This is a genomic window from Chloroflexus sp. MS-G, assembly GCF_000735195.1.
GTDB lineage: Bacteria > Chloroflexota > Chloroflexia > Chloroflexales > Chloroflexaceae > Chloroflexus.
The window spans coordinates 1-17,191 of the sequence record NZ_JPIM01000039.1 but is presented as its reverse complement, the minus strand read 5'-3'; the positions used below and the strand labels follow the sequence as shown (position 1 = coordinate 17,191).

The following is a 17,191-nucleotide window of genomic DNA, read 5'->3' as shown; positions in this document are numbered from 1 at the left end:
TTTATTCGACAATAATTTCGATCCGTTCGTCCTCTTCCAAGTCTTGCCATTCGAGCAGCAGGCCTGTTGTTCCACGTTCAACGCTGCGGATCAGGTCTTCGAGGGCACTACCTTGCAATTGGGGCGCCAGACGTGCACCAAGACGCAGTCCAACATTGATTAGGCTCACCGGAATAGCGACTGATGCTTTCAGCCGTTGTGATGACAAGTCGGTAACGCGAATCCGTACCAGTCGCGCCTGTAACCGTTCGAGTGGTCGCGGATCAGCGCTGAGAGCGTCGAGCAGGCGAGCAGCTTCGGCAGCCGAAAGTTGTCCCTGCTCAACCATCTGTAAAATTCGATGACGTTCTTCATTTACGCTGTTCATGTTCCGTTCCTTTTAGCAAGCGCAGGGCCTCCTCAACCGAAATTTCACGGGCCGCCAGGCGGTCGAGAATCTGGCGTCGATCAAGCCGTGGTTCCTGTTCGGGGGTACCCCCCAGAAGTGCGACAATTTCATCGAGACGGGCACGGGCAGTGTTGTAAGCAATGTCAAGTTCAGCAGCGAGCCGCTGAATATTGCCGCGGTTCTTAACAAGCAATTCGACAAAGGTCAGTTGTTCGGGGGAAAGCCGACCAATCCAGCCGAGGCTGAAGCGTCCTTCAATCACGATTCCGCTATCAGGTGATTCGAGACGGGTGACGATTAATTCGCCACCGGTGATAGGGTCGCGGGTAAGTAAGGGATACACGGGAACCTCCTTTAACGGGCATACGTCAGGCGACGAGAACGACGGTCAGCGGCGTAGCGGAGCAGGCTGGCGCCCAGCCGCACCAAGAGTAAGCCTGCCCAGCGGGCAAGGCGACGCCTGAAGCGTGAAGGTGGAAGGTGATGTCGATGCGCAAGCTGCGCATAGCGCTCGTTTAGCTCGCGTGCGTGAAGTTTCTCGTGGTGGTACAGTTCTCGGAGCATCTTTCCTCCTTCTTATCATCAAGATGGTAATATTTGCCATTTGTGATGAAATATTATCACCTTGTATGGAGAAAGTCAATAGTTGAAATGGCTATTTTTACCAATAGTTTAAAAAATAATGGTAATGAGATGATAGGCAGGCAAACGGTGATTGCCGGTGGCATACAGTGCGCCGACAATACGGGAATGCGAGAGCAGATGGGGATCGGCGGACAAGCTACGGTAATCCTCTTTTGTCAGCGCGGTGACAGGAACAATGAACGAGCAGCACCGTTCCCTTGCTAAAGCGGGTACACTTAGAGCCTAACCGAATAATTGTCTCACAGTACAGCGGATGAACCCATGAAACCTGATAATAGATGTACGGGCGCAGCGCCGCTGCACCCCAACCGATCTTCTTCTGCGACAGGGTATTCCGGATAGACTCTTAGAGCGATGAGGAAGATACACGTATTGGAGAAGCGCAACGATGTCCAACACGACAGCACCGTTACCAACCGCATTACGACCGCTCAAACGACTAGCAGCATTCACCAGCAATCTCGTGCTGGTCTTGATCTGCATGCTTGGCGCGATTGCTTTTCTCTATCCCTTTTTCCTGGGACGGGCTGAAACAGGCTTTACGGCAGCGCATGCCACTACTGCTCCCATCTTCTTTGCCCTCCTTGGTCCGGCATTGCTGATCGTTTTGATTGCCGAACTCAGCGCTGGCCGGCTCAACACGCGCATGGTTGCCGTGCTTGGAGTGCTCACCGGGGTTGTCGCCATCTTACGGCTACCGGCCGGGCCGGGCGACTCACCGACCTTCTTTTTTCTCATCATTCTGGTTGGTTACACCTATGGAGCGCGTTTTGGTTTTCTACTTGGCGCGTTAGCCTTGCTCGTTTCGGCACTGTTGACCGGTGGTGTCGGTCCCTGGCTCCCATTTCAAATGTTTGTCAGTGGCTGGATGGGAATGAGCGCCGGTCTTCTCGGTCGATTGGGAAAGTATCTACGTGCAGGGGGATGGGTTGAAATTGGCTTCCTCAGTGCTTTTGGTTACGGTTGGGGATTCCTCTTCGGTGGTTTGATGAATCTCTGGTTCTGGCCATTTGCGCCGCCCGGTGAGTTGGGTTGGATACCCGGCAGCGGTCTGCGCGAGACAATTCAGCAGTATATGACCTTCTACCTCGTGACGTCGCTGGCATGGGATGCGGTACGGGCCATCGGCAATGCAATCTTGATCGCACTCTTAGGGCGTACTGTGCTCAAAGAATTGCGTCGCTTTCGTGACCGCTTTTGGTTCACGGTCGAGGATGCACCTCCATCCTAGCCGTGCCCTGCTAGGGGGATGTTTCTCTGCCGCTTCTACGCACACTGCTGCGCTTGTTTCGCTTTTCTTTTCACACTCTTCTCATCGCTGCTGGGGAGGCTGAGAACATCAAAACACCATCCACGGCTGAGCACCTGGTTCATTTGCTGAAGGATAGCGGTAAGGAGCACCATACACGGTTTGTACAGATGGGGATGACGGGATAAAAACCCCCGCCTCTGCATCACAGAGGCGGGGTGCAAGGAGGAGAGGGATATTTTGTCTACTACTTAGCCAGCGCGCCACTCACGCTACCGCCTGCCGGTGTGCCAACCAGATCGGGATAGGCCTGCACGCCGTGCTCACCAATATCGAGGCCAGCCTCTTCCTCTTCCTTACTCACGCGCAGACCAATGGTGGCCTTGATTGCGAAGAACATCAGCGCTGTAGTTGCTACCGTCCACAGACCGATTGCCACCACACCGACAATCTGCGAGATGAGCAGTGTTAAACCGCCGCCGTAGAACAACCCCGTCGTACCGGTGTTGCCAGGAATTGAGGCAAACAAGCCAACGGCTAACGTGCCCCAGATACCACTAAACAGGTGCACCGGTACTGCGCCGACCGGATCATCAATCTTAAGCTTTTCGAGGAGTTCAGCCGAGAAGACGACGATTGGTCCGGCGATGAAGCCAATGATAATTGACGACAGCGGATCAACGTAAGCACAGCCAGCCGTAATCGCAACCAGACCGCCAAGGACACCATTGAGGGTCTGTCCCAAGTCGGGCTTCCCGTAGCGCAGCCAGGCGGTGAAGAGAGCGCCCAGCGCACCGGCTGCCGCTGCCAGATTGGTCGTCACTGCAACCATAGCAACTGCATCAGCATCGCCCTGCGAAGCAATTGCCAACTGTGAACCGGGGTTGAAACCAAACCAGCCGAGCCAGAGAATGAAGGTGCCAAGTGCAGCCAGTGACATATTGTGACCAGGGATCGCTCGCGGCTTGCCATCAGGTCCGAAACGACCAAGGCGTGGACCAAGGATCATCGCCCCGATCAGTGAAGCCCAGCCACCGACGCTGTGCACCACCGTGCTACCGGCAAAGTCGGTGAAGCCCCAGTTGCCCTCGGTGCTACCACTGTACGTATTCAGCCAGCCAGAGCCACTCCAGACCCAGTGTACAACGACCGGATAGATGAAGAGAGAAATAATGAAGCTATAGACCAGGTACGCGGTAAACTTTGTGCGCTCGGCCATTGCACCGGCGACAATTGTCGCAGCAGTACCGGCAAACACGACCTGGAAGAGCCAGCTTGCTAATACCGGTACCTCTCCCTCAGCAGTGATTGCCGAAAGGAAAAACTGGTCGGTGCCGATAAATCCTCCCGCCGAAGTGCCGTAAGCAAGGCCCCAACCTACCGCCCAGAAGGCGATTGAACACATTACGAAGTCCATCAAATTCTTAAACAGGATGTTCGTGGTGTTTTTCGAGCGGGTCAAACCGGCCGTGAGCATTGCAAAACCGGCCTGCATAAAGAAGACCAGGAAAGCAGATACAAGTAGGAAGAACGTGTTCATTGCTACCGCCAGCTCGGTAGTGGTAGGTCCTTCCTGAGCAAAAGCGCGTCCACTTCCTATGAACCAGAGACCAAGGCCGAAGCCGAGACCGAGACCGATCTTTGTGCGCCATGCAAGCTTCATGTGAACTACTCCTTGTATCCTGCACTTAAACAGCTCCTGCATGTGATGAATGTAAGGTCTTCTGAAAGAGACCAGCATTCATTTGGACATTTTGCACAAACCATCTGCCTCTGCCTCGTCGCAGGCCGAATGGGCACCATCGCGTTCGCAAGAAGCCGATTGCTCTTGCTATGAACTTGTAAAAGGAATACTGGGCAAATGATGGTGTTACTCGAAAGCGATCTTCCTCTTTACGTCAGCGGTTCAAGCTGCAACAATGCAGAAGATGTCCGCGTAACGCACGCTCACCCCCTTACTATCAGTGCATCGTGGCAGTCATTTATTTGTGCTTTTGTAGACGCTGGTATGATAACAGGCTTTAATGACGCTGCCAATGGATAGGAGTGCCAATATCTGTGTAGAGGGGATTGGATGTTTTGTCTAAATCAGATCACTATACTGGTGCAGTGAGGGTGCATCATAATCGGATAACATCAGCCCCTGGTCGTTACAATGCCAGGGATCGACACTACCGCATCCGCATCATTGCTCATCCTGGGATTACCATCGTACATCACTGTGGGCAGGTAGGGGAACCCGCCCCTACCTTCTCACTTCTCCCTCTGGTTACCTTCGTGCAAGAGCCAGATGAGCTTCGTGGAGCAGCCGTTCGGTTGTATCCCAACCAACACAGCCATCGGTAAGTGACACACCGTAACGCAGAGCGCTGCGGTCGGCGACCAGTGGTTGTTTGCCCTCGAAGAGATTACTTTCAAGCATCATCCCGATAATCGGCAGCGACTCCTCGACCATGTAGCCGAGGACTGTCTGCCAAACAGCTTCCTGACGACGGAAATCACCACCAGAGTTAGCATGGCTACAGTCGATCATCACTGCCGGAGTGCGTTCGGCCTCGCGCATGAGACGGGTTGCCTGCACAATGTATTCCAGGTGATAGTTTGGGCCATAACGACCACCCCGCAAGATCACGAAGCTGTCGGGATTACCGGTCGTGCGTACCACCGCACTGCGTCCGTCTTCATCGATCCCTAGAAAGCTGTGTGGAACCGCTGCTGAAACGCAGGCATTCACCGCTACCTGAATACCGCCATCGGTGCCATTCTTGAACCCAACCGGCATCGAGACACCACTAGCTAATGCGCGATGCGTTTGAGCTTCACTGGTACGGGCGCCAATGGTTGCCAGACTGATCTGGTCGTCAAGATATTGTGGGCTGATTGGGTCGAGCATTTCGGTTGCCACCGGCACACCCAGCTCGTTAATGGCGAGTAATAGTTGGCGCGCAATCCGTAGTCCCGCAGCCATATCAAATGATCCATCGAGATGTGGGTCGTTAATCAGCCCACGCCAACCTACGGTGGTGCGCGGTTTTTCGAGGTAAGTGCGCATCACGATCAGGAGCTGATCGCCTAGTGGTTCCTGCAATGCCTGTAAGCGGCGGGCATATTCAAGAGCAGCTTCGGGATCGTGGATCGAGCACGGACCAACAACCATGATGCGGCGATGGTCTTCACCGCGCAAGATGCGTCGGATCGCCGCTCGTGTTTCGGCGACCGTCTGGGCTGCGGTCGGCGTGATGGGTAGCTCGTTCTTCAGCGTTCGCGGTGGCATGAGTGGCGTAAGTTCGCGAACGTGTAGGTTTGCTAATGGAGTCTGGCTCATACGACTAACGGTTTCTCCTATAGTTTCTGGTCAAAATGAAGTATAACGCGGTTTCGTGCTCTCCATATTAAGGTAGGTTACTGCCGGTAGACGATTTTCAGCTCCTCACGAGCCGGTCATAATCCGCTCATAAGCTACTCGTAGCGCAGTTACTTCCTCATTGCTTAATGGCATGAGTGGCAAGCGCAGGGCTGTTTCCGGCAAGTCACTCGTCCAGGTCAAGGCGGCTTTGAGTGCGGGTGGTGTATTGATCGGATCAATCAGGTCGCGCACTGCGCTGAGCCGGGCCTGAGCTGCCGAAACGTCACCACCCTGGTGGAAGGCATCGAAGACGGCACGGGCCAGTTTCGGGAAGGCGCTAGAGAGGGCTGTAATTGCGCCTGCCGCACCGCCAGCCAGCGCACGGGCGATGAGACGGTCGCTCCCGGTGAAGATGCGCAACTGGGGATAACGATCGATCAGCATTTTAGAGTGTTCCCAATCACCGCTACTGTCTTTTATACCGTAAAACTGTTCGCCATGGCTTGCTAGCAGGCCGTCAATAATAGGAGTAGTGATAGGCACGCCAGTGACTTGTGGAATATGGTAGAGCATGACCCGTGCTTCGGCCGGTAGCGCATCGCACAGCGCCCGGAAGTAGGCGAGAATCCCAGCCTCGCTCGGTTGCTTGATGTAAAATGGTGGCATCACCAGAATTGCGTCAACACCCAGGTCTACCGCAGCACGACTGAGCGCTATCGTATCGGTAAGCGCTGCGCAGCCGGTGCCGGCAATAACACTCAGTTCACCACGGTGGGCCATAATGATTTCAAGCGTGCGAATCCGTTCGGCAACACTCATGGAGGGTCCTTCGCCGGTTGTTCCTAGCGCCAATACCCCGTGTAAACCGCCATCAGCCAGGAAACGCAGGTATCCCGGAAGCCATTCGTAATCGACCGGTCCAACATCGCTAACAAAGGGGGTAAGCATTGCACTGATGATGCCACGAATGTCTGCCATTGTCGTATCTCCTTTCACCGTGTTGATACCTGTCTAATGCCATACAAAAAGTGTACAGCCACATCCTTTGTCGTCGTGATCATCTTCCTGATAACCGGTAGATACCAATCATCTCAGGAGAGGCCAGGCTGCCTTTCCGCTGGCTTCACTCTACCATAAGTTGCCGTTTACGATACATGGTGTAGAATCAACCGGCGAGGACATGCAGATGTACACGAACCAAGAAGGCGGTCTATGAAAGGTCTTGTGCTCAGCGGTGGTAAAGGAACCCGACTGCGACCGATCACGTATACCAGTGCGAAACAACTGGTACCGGTCGCAAATAAGCCGGTACTTTTTCGGGTTATTGAGGCGATCCGTGATGCGGGGATTACCGATATTGGTATCGTCATCGGTGATACGGGCGATGAGATTCGGGCAGCAGTGGGCAATGGTCGGCGCTGGGGAGTAAAGATTTCCTACATCCCGCAAGAAGCGCCGCTTGGGCTGGCCCATGCCGTAAAGATCAGTCGCGAGTTTCTCGGAGATGAACGGTTTGTGATGTTTCTGGGTGATAACTGTATTCAAGGCGGGATCAGCTCATTGATCGAGCAATTTGGGCAGAGTGATTACAATGCCCAAATTGTACTGAAGAAGGTAAGTGACCCACGCTCGTTTGGCGTAGCGGAACTCGATGACGACGGGCGTGTTGTGCGCCTAGTTGAGAAGCCGCGCGAGCCGAAGTCTGATCTCGCATTGGTTGGTATCTATATGTTCGACCACCACATTTTTGAAGCGGTTGAGGCGATCCGACCATCGGCACGCGGTGAGCTTGAGATCACCGATGCGATTCAGTGGCTGGTTAGCAACGGCTATCGGGTCTATCCCTACGTTCATGAAGGGTGGTGGATCGATACCGGTAAAAAGGATGACATGCTCGAGGCGAATCGTCTTGTCCTTGAAGAGCTTGAACCTGCCGTACATGGGTATGTGGATCGCGACTCGCAGCTTATCGGGAAGGTGATTATCGAGCCAGGGGCTGAGATCATTAACAGTACGATCCGTGGGCCAGCGATTATCGGCGAGCATACGCGGATTGTGAATGCGTATGTTGGCCCGTTTACCTCAATTTATCACCACTGTCACATCGAAGAATGCGAAATTGAGCACAGTATTGTGCTTGAATACTGTACCATCCGTGGTCTCCCGCATCGCCTGGAAGATAGCTTGATCGGGCGGAACGTGGAGATTACCCGTAGTCCGTTGCGCCCGAAGGCGTACCGCTTTATGCTGGGCGACAATAGTACGGTTGGCGTGTTGTGAAGCGGAGGTTTTCCAAAGTTTTTACTCTCCCCTCCAGTGGGATAGCGTGGTATAGACTCCTGACCTGACCGCCGTGCGAGCGGATGTCATAGCTTCTCGTTGGGGGTGGTCTGCCCTACCCCTCTTAGCTCGCTCATCATGTGCGTAGGGGCGGGTTTCCCTGCCCCTGGGCAAGGTGATGCCAGCGATACTCTACCACCCTTGAATTGATGAGTGCTATTCATCGGTTGCTGAATCGTGTTCAGCGAATGGCACCGAAAACGCCACCATACTCTTGTTTTGAGCCGGTCTTACGCAGTTTCGTCAGCGGCTATCTCCAGCCAGATCGCGTAGACGGTATTTTTCGCCACCCCGAGTTCCTGGGCCGTCTGGCGTACAGCGGCGCTGCCGCTCAACCCTGCGGCGCGCAATCGTTGTAAGTGAGCTGCAATCACTGCCGAATCAACAGTTGGCGGAACGGTACGTAAACGTTGGCGATCACGTTTACGGGTGGCTGCTACCTCGGCCCCAGCGATCACGATGGTAAATTCACCACGGGGCATCTGATGGGCAAAGTGAGTCAGTAGCTCCGCTGCTGTACCACGGAAGATTGCCTCGAAGCGCTTGGTCAGGTCGTTGGCGACCGCCAGTTGACGCTGACCAAGAATGGTATCTATGTCTGCTAGTGTCTCAAGCAGACGGTGCGGGGTCTCGAAACAGATCACAGTCAGGGTAAGATCGGCGATTTCTTGCAGTAGCTCACGCCGTTCGCGCTGCTGACGGGGGAGAAAGCCGATAAAGGCAAAGCGGTCGGTTGCCATACCCGATGCCACCAGCGCAGCGATGGGTGCGCTAGGGCCAGGCACAGGTGTGATCGTATGACCAGCGGCCAGACACGCCTGAACTAGTTCCTGGCCGGGATCGGCAATCGCCGGTGTACCGGCGTCAGAAACCAACGCTACATCACCGCTGTTTAAGGCCGCAAGAATCTCATCGCGTCGGGTGAGTTTGTTGTGCTCGTGATACGAAATACATGGTGTATTGATCTGATAATGATCGAGCAAGATGCGCGTATGACGTGTATCTTCGGCAGCGATCAGCCGAACTTCGCGCAAGATGCGGAGGGCGCGAAGAGTAATATCTTCAAGGTTGCCAATTGGGGTCGCAACAATGTAGAGAGTGCCCATATTGCTTATCGCCCGTCGGTGATCGCCAATTGCTGACGCCAGTAGTCAAGCACTTCGGCAACGATCTGCTCAATGCCAATCTCAGGTTGCCAACCGGTGGCAGCCCGTAGTTTGCGATTGTCGCCTTGCAAGATGGGTTCATCGACCGGACGCAGGCGAGAGGGATCAACCTGCACCGTGACCGGTACACGCCCCATTGCAACCACCATATCAACAATATCACCGATCCGGACAGCGTTTCCCGAACAGAGATTGTACACTTCGCCCGGAACACCGTGCTCGAGGAGCAACCAGAGAGCGCGTGCCACATCGCGCGTATGGGTAAAATCACGCTTCGGTGATAGGTTCCCGACATACATAATTGGTGCCTGTTTCCCGGCCTCGATCAGGGCCATCTGACGGCAGAACGTTTGGATCGAGCAGCGATCACCCTGCCGCGGTCCAACATGGTTGAACGATCGAGTAACGATTACATGCATCCCATAACTGGCGTGATATTGAAGGCCGCTCAGTTCGGCGGCGACTTTGCTTACTCCATACGGGCTGGCCGGGCGTAGCGGATGTTCCTCACTTATTGGCACTTCGTCAGGCCGCACCGGCCCATATTCGGCACTGGTGCCGGCAATGTGGATACGGGCATGGGGAACATGGCGACGCGCTGCTTCGAGCAGGTTCAAGGTACCCTCGACATTTGCCCGCATAGTTAAAATTGGTGCATCCCACGAAGCACTCGGATAGCTCTGGGCGGCCAGGTGAAAAATTCGATCTGGACGCGCGGTAGCAACTGCTCGATCTACCGAAAACGCATCTTCAATGTCACCTTCGTGAATGGTGATCTTTCCCAACAAATGCTCAATCGGTCGCGGATCGCTCCGCCAACGCTTAAAGGCATGTATCTCTAGCCCAGGAATGGTTAACAGATAGTCGGCCAGAAAACTTCCCACCGGTCCGGTAATACCGGTAATCAAGACCCGCATAACGCCTCCAGAATTGCAATCGTGGCTATCATACCACGTTTGGGGGAACGGATGGGGTACGGTACTGCCGACATTGATCGAACTGCTACCGTCATACCCGAATCGCTCGCATTGACCGTATCAACGGTATGAACGGGAACAATGGCGTTGACTGGTTCGATGGCATTTAGGAAGGGGCGAAACATGTTCCGCCCCTACCGTTCCGCCATCCACGTCCTATCCCCCGACCATCATCCCCTGCCTTGACACCATCGGCGGTACAGCACTGCTAGGAGCACGGGGCGCCGGGCCTCTACTTTTGCATATGGAAATACGTGATGGAAGCAACAATCACTGATTTGACAATCAATACCCAGGTAGAGTATAACATCTCTTGAAACAATGTTTCATTAAGGTTGAAGGAGGAAGCTATGCAGCGTATTCGACAGATTGTGATACTACTGATCGGCGCATTCCTGATTGCTGCATGTGGGCAGGCGCCGGCAAGCCAGCCTACCAGTGCCCCAGCGGAGCCTACAGCAACGGCATCAATGGCACAGCCTACTAGTGCCCCAGCGGAGCCTACAGCAACGGCATCAATGGCACAGCCAACTACCGCTCCGGCAGCTCCTCTTATGGTGATGGCAAGTACGAGCATCGTTGCTGACGTTGTGCGTCAAGTTGGCGGTGAATTGGTGCAGGTTGAGACTATTGTACCGATTGGAGCGGATGGGCACAGCTACGAGCCTTCACCTGCGGATTTGGCCCGAGTCAGTGCTGCCCAGATTATTTTTACCGTAGGGGTCGGCTACGAAGAGTTTCTTGATCGCCTGATCGCAAGTTCAGGGACGAAGGCTGAAGTGGTGGCCCTGTCGGAGAATCTGACTCTGCGTACCCTGAGTGAGGAGGAAGTTGGAGGGCATACGCACGGCGACGAACATAGTGACGAGCACAGTGATAAGCATAGTGACGAGCACAGTGATGAACACGGTGCTGGCACTGTCGATCCTCATACCTGGATGGATCCGAACAATGTGAAGGCCTGGGTAGAGGTGATTTACGCGACTCTGAGTCGCCTTGACCCGACCAATGCTGATACTTATGCTGCGCGGGCGGCTGCGTACCGGAGCCAGCTCGATGAACTTGATCGCTGGATTGCAGAGCAATTTGCGGCCATTCCTGCCGAGCGTCGCTTGATTGTCGCTGACCACATCATCTTCGGGTATATGGCTGATCGCTACGGTTTACGGCAATTGGGATCGATCATTCCCGGTGTGAGCACCAGTGCTTCACCTTCGGCCCAAGAACTTGCTGCGTTGCAAGACATGATTGCCGATTATAGCGTACCTGCTATCTTCGTTGGTGATATTGCCAATAAACAACTAGCAGAACAGATTGCCCGTGATACGGGTGTGCGCATCTTTACGGTGCTCACCGAGTCGCTAACCGATGCAGACGGGCCGGGGGCAACGTACATCGACTATATGCGCTTTAATGTGCAGACGATTGTTGATGGTCTGCGCGGATAGTTGCATTCTGGCGTACAATACCAGCAGCGTCGGTTTCGTTAACGGTCCTAACCGACGTTGCGCTGGTTTGGGCATCAGATGATGCTACACTACATGCGGAGAAACTCATTTATGATGGAGCCGTCTGTTTCTGTTAGGAGAGATGTTGCTCAGGTAGCGGCAGTGCCAGCTCTGAGCCTGCATCATGTGACCGTGCATTATCGCCAGCACGAGGCTCTGCACGATATTTCTGCCACTATCAATGTTGGTGAACAGGTGGCAATCGTGGGGCCAAACGGCGCTGGAAAGAGTACCCTACTCAAGGCGATTGCCGGTCTTCAGCCGGTTTCGTCCGGTACTATTTTCTATTTCGGCGCCGATCGCATTACCCCTAACGAGATAGCATATGTACCGCAACGTCTGCAAATCGACTGGCGCTTTCCTGTCTCAGTCATTGACGTGGTCCTGATGGGTCGTGTTGGGCGGATTGGGCTGTTTCGTCGTCCTTCACGTCATGATCGATTACTGGCTCAGCGGGCGCTCGAGCGAGTTGGGTTGGCCGCCTTTGCCAACCGTCAGATTGGGCAGTTATCGGGTGGTCAACAGCAACGGGTCTTTCTGGCGCGCGCACTGGCCCAAGAAGCACGATTATTATTGATGGATGAACCGCTGGTCGGTTTAGATATTCCTTCGCAGGACGAGATATTTCGGGCGTTGGTCACGTTGCGTCAAGAGGGTGTCACAGTCTTAACGGCACTGCATGACTTACAACAAGCGGCTCGCTATTTTGATCGGGTGATGTTGCTCAATCGCACTCTCATTGCGTTTGCGCCGGCCCGCGAAGCATTTACCGCTGCCAATCTCGTTGCGACCTATGGTGGTCATTTGCATCTCCTGAGCAGTGGTGATGGCCTGCTCACCGTGGCCGATAGTTGCTGTAATCCTTCTCTGGACAACACCCTATGATCGATGTTTTGACTGCTCCCCTCAATTATGCGTTTATGCAGCGTGGTCTGATCGCAGCGCTGTTGGTTGGAACCGTCTGTGCCGTGGTTGGCGTGTATGTGGTGTTGCGGGGAATGGCCTTCCTGGGTGATGCGCTGGCCCATACCATTTTGCCCGGCATTGCCGTGGGTTACCTGGTCAATGGTGCCAATCGAGGAGCACTCTTCTGGTGGGCATTGGGGGCGGCGATAATCAGCTCGCTCTCGATAGGGGTCGTCAGTCGCGCTGCCCGAATTCGTGAGGATACAGCAATTGGTATTGTCTTTGCTGCGATGTTTGCGCTAGGGGTGGCGTTGATCTCAACCGTGCGGAATTCGGCGGTTGATCTCTCGCACTTTCTGTTTGGCAATATTTTAGGCGTGAGTGAGCATGATCTCTGGCGCATTGCCCTGTTTGGTACGGTTGTGATCGCTGCGATAGTTCTCTTTTACAAGGAGTTGATGGTTGTGACCTTCGATCCGGTGTTAGCCGCGACTTTGCGCTTGCCGGTACAGGCCTTCGATCTGCTTTTGCTGATCCTGCTTGCCATCGCGATTGTGGTTGCGATCCAGACAGTTGGAGTGGCGCTGACGCTAGCAGTGCTCGTTACCCCACCGGCAACAGCAGCACTTTTTACCCATCGCATGCACTCTATGATGATAATGGCAGCCTTGCTGGCGATGCTCGCCGGTGTCGTGGGGCTGTACGCTTCATATTACTTCAGTATTGCCTCGGGCGCCGCGATTGTGCTAGTTAGTACCTTGATGTTCATCCTTGCATGGGCCGGTTCACGTCTGCTTCGCCGGAATAGCTGATCCTGTAGTACAATTGTTGCAGTCGGGTTCCTATCGCCTGACAGCAATCTCTGCCGATAGATGTACCGGCGGGGGTGAGGTGACAATGACAGGTCGGCTGGCGCTTCTTGTACTGCTGCTATTGACGGTTCTTTGGTCTCCGGTTGTCGCTGCGCAGCCGCCGGAGGGACCACGGTCTGCGCTTAACCGCTGTGGTGCAGGCGACACCGTTCAATATACGTTAGCAATTGCCGGAGCAATTGTCCCTGACGCTCTAAACCCTGGTGGTATTGAGACACCCAGCTATGCCGAAGCATTTGCGCCGCTGCGACCGTTTTTTACGGCTGCTGATTTGGGCATCGCAACCCTGGCCGGGCCACTGGCCGGTGGGCCGCTTCCGGCATTGGCCGCGGCTCTGGCCGAGCACAACCTGTTGTTGCTAGGCGCCGCACATCCTCGTCTGCTAGATCGCGGACCATCAGGAGTTGATGCCACCTTGCAAACGCTAGCGCGTTACGGCATTTTTCAACATGGTGCTACTGGCGCTGGCGAAACAAAACCGCCATTTTTGAAAGTAACTATTCCCCACCCACAGTCGCCATTAACGATTGGTTTCCTGAGTGCTACCTGGGGTCTTGATGGGAATGCCGATCCGCAGGGCCAGCTCAACCTGTTAGCCGATTCCGCAGGTGTGCTGCCGACGATTGTAGCTGCGATTGAACAGGCGCGCCGTGAGACCGATCTGGTGGTGGTGATGGCGGCATGGAGTCAGCCACTCGATCCCGATCCGGTGCAGGCTCGTGTCAATGCGGCACGTTATTTAATTGCAAGTGGCGCAGATTTGGTGATCGGCAGTATTCCCGGTGAGCTGGCAACGATTGATTGGGTGCGCGCCGCTGATCGCGAGGGTCTGGTGATCTTCTCGGCGGGCGATCTGGTAAGCGCAACGGCGACGTCGGCTGCATTGATTTACGTCGGTGTAACACGCGATGAAGATGGTTCTGCCCGGCTAACCGGTATGCGCTATCTACCCATCACGCCCGGTCAGGGGAATCGCGGACCGACGCCGTTATCAGCGGTACCCCGTGAATTATCTATCCGCTTGGGCGATCCAGGGCAATTGCACCTGGTGCAGCCCATACCACCAACCGGAAAGATTGAAGTTTGCCCGCCACTGATATTGCCAGAAGCGCCGCAAACCCCGATCAGCGGTGATTTTGCCCGCTTTTACCAGACCTTCGGCGGCGAGCAGGCCCGTTCGCTAATCGAGGGTATTGCATTACTTGGCCTACCGTTGGGTGCAGTGACCCGCGAATTAGCCGGAGATTGTCGGCAAGAGGTAGCGGTGCTCTACACGGAACGTCAGCGATTGGAGTTGCACTTGAACAACGATTGGCCGAATCGGGTACTCGGTTCACATTTGGGTGTTGTGGCATTGCGGCTTACCTATCCTGATCAGCCGGTTGTGCCACGCACCGATCTAAGCGATCCGCAGGCGTTTGCTGATCCTCGTTTTCGGAGTTTTTACGAACGGTACGGCGGGATAAGTCTCTTTGGCTATCCAATCAGCGGTGCATTGAGCGAACGTGACCCCAACACGGGGCGAAATATTGTTGTTCAGTACTTTGAGCGTGCTCGTTTTGAGCTTGATCCGGCTGCTCCGCTGCCTGACGATCCGCTCTGGCAGGTGCGCTTGGGGTTACTGGGGCGGGAAGTTGGCGCGCAGACGGTGCGTGTGCTGTGTCCGGCTGCCGTGGCCCCGACGACAAACACCTTGCTGACAACTGCGGTACCGACAGATGTACCAACTGCGCTTGACAGGGCGGCGCAGAGCAGCGGTGATGGTTTTTCCTTGACTCTGTTCTTGATTTTCGTCCTGATTTTCTTGCTGATCGCGCTGATTTTGTACGCTCTCTACGATCTGTACCGTTTCAGCGAGCACTATGCTTACCTGAGCAGCTTATCTCACCGCCGCAGTGGATACCGAGCCGCCGATAGTTCCAGGCCCTCGCCATCAAGAACGGTAGCCACTCGCTTTGAGGCATGGCGCGAGCAACTACAGGGTTTTGTGCGGCGACCCGCTACTGTGTCATCACCTACTGCCGAAGACGAGGTCCCACCACCGCTGATGAAGGATCAACGCTCATGGCTGAGTCGCTTCTTCAAGCGTAAGAACGCCGATCACACGACAACCGCGAAGGGGCCGGCGTGGCGTCGTCCTGTGCGAACCCTGTCATCTGCGCAGGCTGCGCCGGTAACATCGGCACCTCAAACCCAGAGTCATGCACAGACAGTGCCTGATCCTGATCAGGCACTACCAACCTTACCACAGGGTGCTGTCCAGCAGTCCCCTAAAGGCCCGTCACTGATGGACAATGAATTGGCGGAATGGTTCGACGAACCCGATAGTGGGCCAACTACCGGGCGACAGCAGGCCGGGTATAGCACCGAACAGCCGGTAGACTGGGGCGATCTACCCGCCGCTGAACGAGAACGCTGGCTGGCCGAGCTTGGCCCCCTGGTTGACGAAACAGCCGCTGATGTCCCGCCGACCGAGCGCGCACGCTGGCAGAGTGAGTTGGCCGGGGCCGAGACCGCCTCGGCGCCGGATCAATCTCCTGCAACGTGGCCAGCAGGTCAGGCGAATCACGAGGATGATCGGCGGACGACGCGCCGTCTCGATGAGAGTGTTCTGGCCGAGCCGACGACTGATCAGGAGCGGCGGGTAGAGAGCCGTCTTGATGAGCATGTGTTGTCTGGCGCAAAACCGGTGCGCTCGACCAACGACGATGACCTGCTACGGGAACTGCTTGGGATATAATAGTGTCGGTTAGGCACAAAATTGGGCCAGATAGTTGATCGGCAAACAATTGGATGATATACTGCACGCATCAACCCCGATCAATGTACTTTACGGCCTGTAACAGGTTGTCAGTCAATATAGAGGAGAAGAGCATATGCCGCAGACGCGACTGGTAATCGCCGATGATGAGTCGATCATCCGTATGAACCTGAAAGAGACGCTTGTCAGTCTCGGCTATCTGGTCGTCGGCGAAGCCGGCGATGGTGTGAGCGTCATTAACCTTGCGCGTGAGTTGCGTCCTGACCTGGTACTCATGGACATCAAAATGCCGAAACTCGACGGTATCCAGGCTGCGCGCATCCTGACCGAAGAGAAGATTGCACCGGTGTTGTTGCTGACTGCGTATTCGGATCGTGATTTGGTCGAGCGGGCAAAAGAAGCCGGTGTAGTGAACTATATCGTCAAGCCGTTCCGTGAAGCCGAATTACTGCCGGCCATCGAGATTGCCATTGCCCGTTATCAAGAATTCCTGGAGATGGATCGCCAGGTTGCCGACCTGAAAGAGACGCTCGAGACGCGCAAACTGGTTGAACGGGCCAAAGGTATCTTGATGGATACCCAGGGCTTGAAGGAAGCTGAAGCATTCCGCAAGATTCAGCAACTCTCGATGAATACCCGCAAGTCGATGAAGGAGATTGCGCAGGCGATCTTGCTGGCACACGAGATTTAATGTGCATCAAGTGACCGGTTTCATCCGATACACGACCAACGCAAAGTGGGCACCTGATACGTGATCAAAAACCTGGGCTGTTGATGAGTCTCGACCATGACATCGATATGATGGTCAGGGAAACAGTGGCGGGCAACGTATGCGGCTCCGCGACGTGCTGGGACAGGGTTGCAACGATTTCAGCGCCGGTGCTGTAGAGCACGCCTGGCGGCCCTCACCTTCCCCCCAGCCCCGTCCCCTCCCACACGGGGAGCGGAAGAGGGGGATGGGAGCGGAGCAGTGGCAACTCTGCGCCTGCGTCTTACAACGATGCCGAGACCACAATCACCCCTCTCCCGCAGT

The 17,191-nt window shown here is 55.0% G+C and carries 15 protein-coding genes; 7 read left to right on the top strand and 8 right to left on the bottom strand.

Annotated elements, in window-relative coordinates:
* Position 1: 1 nt before the first annotated feature.
* The 3 genes from JE47_RS0109010 to JE47_RS0109000 are packed head-to-tail and all read right to left on the bottom strand — an operon-like array spanning position 2 to position 952.
* Positions 2 to 367, bottom strand: coding sequence for an SHOCT-like domain-containing protein (locus tag JE47_RS0109010; RefSeq protein ID WP_031459436.1), 366 nt, complete (start codon positions 365 to 367; stop codon positions 2 to 4).
* Positions 351 to 731, bottom strand: a complete 381-nt coding sequence (locus JE47_RS0109005) for a DUF2089 domain-containing protein (RefSeq protein WP_031459435.1) — start codon at positions 729 to 731, stop codon at positions 351 to 353. Before JE47_RS0109005 ends, JE47_RS0109010 begins: the two co-directional genes overlap by 17 nt.
* 11 nt (positions 732 to 742) lie before the next feature.
* On the bottom strand, positions 743 to 952 hold the full coding sequence (locus JE47_RS0109000; RefSeq protein ID WP_031459434.1) for a hypothetical protein: 210 nt from the start codon (positions 950 to 952) through the stop codon (positions 743 to 745).
* Between the two features lie 469 nt (positions 953 to 1,421).
* Between JE47_RS0109000 and JE47_RS0108990 the strand changes: the two genes are divergently transcribed.
* Positions 1,422 to 2,264, top strand: coding sequence for an ECF transporter S component (locus JE47_RS0108990; RefSeq protein WP_035419255.1), 843 nt, complete (start codon positions 1,422 to 1,424; stop codon positions 2,262 to 2,264).
* A gap of 265 nt (positions 2,265 to 2,529) precedes the next feature.
* Here JE47_RS0108990 and JE47_RS0108985 read toward each other — a convergent pair whose 3' ends face one another.
* From JE47_RS0108985 to JE47_RS0108975, 3 genes are all read right to left on the bottom strand, one after another.
* Positions 2,530 to 3,945, bottom strand: a complete 1,416-nt coding sequence (locus JE47_RS0108985) for an ammonium transporter (protein ID WP_031459431.1) — start codon at positions 3,943 to 3,945, stop codon at positions 2,530 to 2,532.
* Positions 3,946 to 4,551: 606 nt separating this feature from the next.
* Positions 4,552 to 5,607, bottom strand: coding sequence for a 3-deoxy-7-phosphoheptulonate synthase (locus JE47_RS0108980; protein WP_031459430.1), 1,056 nt, complete (start codon positions 5,605 to 5,607; stop codon positions 4,552 to 4,554).
* Positions 5,608 to 5,712: 105 nt separating this feature from the next.
* On the bottom strand, positions 5,713 to 6,606 hold the full coding sequence (locus tag JE47_RS0108975) for a dihydrodipicolinate synthase family protein (RefSeq protein ID WP_031459429.1): 894 nt from the start codon (positions 6,604 to 6,606) through the stop codon (positions 5,713 to 5,715).
* A 234-nt stretch (positions 6,607 to 6,840) separates the two neighbouring features.
* On the opposite strand from JE47_RS0108975, the gene JE47_RS0108970 reads away from it, so the two are divergent.
* A complete protein-coding gene (locus JE47_RS0108970) occupies positions 6,841 to 7,908 on the top strand; it encodes a glucose-1-phosphate thymidylyltransferase (protein ID WP_031459428.1) in 1,068 nt (355 codons plus the stop codon).
* A 290-nt stretch (positions 7,909 to 8,198) separates the two neighbouring features.
* On the opposite strand, the gene rsmI is transcribed toward JE47_RS0108970, so the two are convergent.
* Together rsmI and JE47_RS0108960 are read right to left on the bottom strand one after the other, a co-directional pair.
* Positions 8,199 to 9,074 (bottom strand): 16S rRNA (cytidine(1402)-2'-O)-methyltransferase, encoded by an 876-nt coding sequence (gene rsmI, locus JE47_RS0108965; RefSeq protein WP_031459427.1) that lies wholly within the window; start codon positions 9,072 to 9,074, stop codon positions 8,199 to 8,201.
* Positions 9,075 to 9,079: 5 nt separating this feature from the next.
* On the bottom strand, positions 9,080 to 10,051 hold the full coding sequence (locus JE47_RS0108960) for a GDP-mannose 4,6-dehydratase (RefSeq protein ID WP_031459426.1): 972 nt from the start codon (positions 10,049 to 10,051) through the stop codon (positions 9,080 to 9,082).
* Positions 10,052 to 10,461: 410 nt separating this feature from the next.
* Here JE47_RS0108960 and JE47_RS0108955 point away from each other — a divergent pair, with 410 nt between their 5' ends.
* From JE47_RS0108955 to JE47_RS0108935, 5 genes are all read left to right on the top strand, one after another.
* Complete coding sequence (locus JE47_RS0108955; RefSeq protein ID WP_031459425.1) at positions 10,462 to 11,559, top strand: metal ABC transporter solute-binding protein, Zn/Mn family; 1,098 nt, start codon at positions 10,462 to 10,464, stop codon at positions 11,557 to 11,559.
* A 111-nt stretch (positions 11,560 to 11,670) separates the two neighbouring features.
* Complete coding sequence (locus tag JE47_RS0108950) at positions 11,671 to 12,504, top strand: metal ABC transporter ATP-binding protein (RefSeq protein WP_152556030.1); 834 nt, start codon at positions 11,671 to 11,673, stop codon at positions 12,502 to 12,504.
* The gene (locus JE47_RS0108945) at positions 12,501 to 13,337 is read left to right on the top strand and encodes a metal ABC transporter permease (RefSeq protein WP_031459423.1); all 837 of its coding nucleotides are present in this window, start codon (positions 12,501 to 12,503) and stop codon (positions 13,335 to 13,337) included. Before JE47_RS0108950 ends, JE47_RS0108945 begins: the two co-directional genes overlap by 4 nt.
* A gap of 85 nt (positions 13,338 to 13,422) precedes the next feature.
* Positions 13,423 to 16,137, top strand: coding sequence for a CapA family protein (locus tag JE47_RS0108940; RefSeq protein ID WP_081910007.1), 2,715 nt, complete (start codon positions 13,423 to 13,425; stop codon positions 16,135 to 16,137).
* A gap of 136 nt (positions 16,138 to 16,273) precedes the next feature.
* On the top strand, positions 16,274 to 16,849 hold the full coding sequence (locus tag JE47_RS0108935) for an ANTAR domain-containing response regulator (RefSeq protein ID WP_012257866.1): 576 nt from the start codon (positions 16,274 to 16,276) through the stop codon (positions 16,847 to 16,849).
* Positions 16,850 to 17,191 lie beyond the last annotated feature (342 nt).

Excerpts from the sequence above, each read along its gene's own strand:
- JE47_RS0108980 (WP_031459430.1), bottom strand. The coding sequence starts at position 5,607 with ATGAGCCAGACTCCATTAGCAAACCTACACGTTCGCGAACTTACGCCA.
- JE47_RS0108985 (WP_031459431.1), bottom strand. The coding sequence starts at position 3,945 with ATGAAGCTTGCATGGCGCACAAAGATCGGTCTCGGTCTCGGCTTCGGC.
- JE47_RS0109000 (WP_031459434.1), bottom strand. The coding sequence starts at position 952 with ATGCTCCGAGAACTGTACCACCACGAGAAACTTCACGCACGCGAGCTA.
- JE47_RS0108945 (WP_031459423.1), top strand. The coding sequence starts at position 12,501 with ATGATCGATGTTTTGACTGCTCCCCTCAATTATGCGTTTATGCAGCGT.
- JE47_RS0108940 (WP_081910007.1), top strand. The coding sequence starts at position 13,423 with ATGACAGGTCGGCTGGCGCTTCTTGTACTGCTGCTATTGACGGTTCTT.
- rsmI (WP_031459427.1), bottom strand. The coding sequence starts at position 9,074 with ATGGGCACTCTCTACATTGTTGCGACCCCAATTGGCAACCTTGAAGAT.
- JE47_RS0108970 (WP_031459428.1), top strand. The coding sequence starts at position 6,841 with ATGAAAGGTCTTGTGCTCAGCGGTGGTAAAGGAACCCGACTGCGACCG.
- JE47_RS0108975 (WP_031459429.1), bottom strand. The coding sequence starts at position 6,606 with ATGGCAGACATTCGTGGCATCATCAGTGCAATGCTTACCCCCTTTGTT.
- JE47_RS0108950 (WP_152556030.1), top strand. The coding sequence starts at position 11,671 with ATGATGGAGCCGTCTGTTTCTGTTAGGAGAGATGTTGCTCAGGTAGCG.
- JE47_RS0108935 (WP_012257866.1), top strand. The coding sequence starts at position 16,274 with ATGCCGCAGACGCGACTGGTAATCGCCGATGATGAGTCGATCATCCGT.
- JE47_RS0108955 (WP_031459425.1), top strand. The coding sequence starts at position 10,462 with ATGCAGCGTATTCGACAGATTGTGATACTACTGATCGGCGCATTCCTG.
- JE47_RS0108960 (WP_031459426.1), bottom strand. The coding sequence starts at position 10,051 with ATGCGGGTCTTGATTACCGGTATTACCGGACCGGTGGGAAGTTTTCTG.
- JE47_RS0108990 (WP_035419255.1), top strand. The coding sequence starts at position 1,422 with ATGTCCAACACGACAGCACCGTTACCAACCGCATTACGACCGCTCAAA.
- JE47_RS0109010 (WP_031459436.1), bottom strand. The coding sequence starts at position 367 with ATGAACAGCGTAAATGAAGAACGTCATCGAATTTTACAGATGGTTGAG.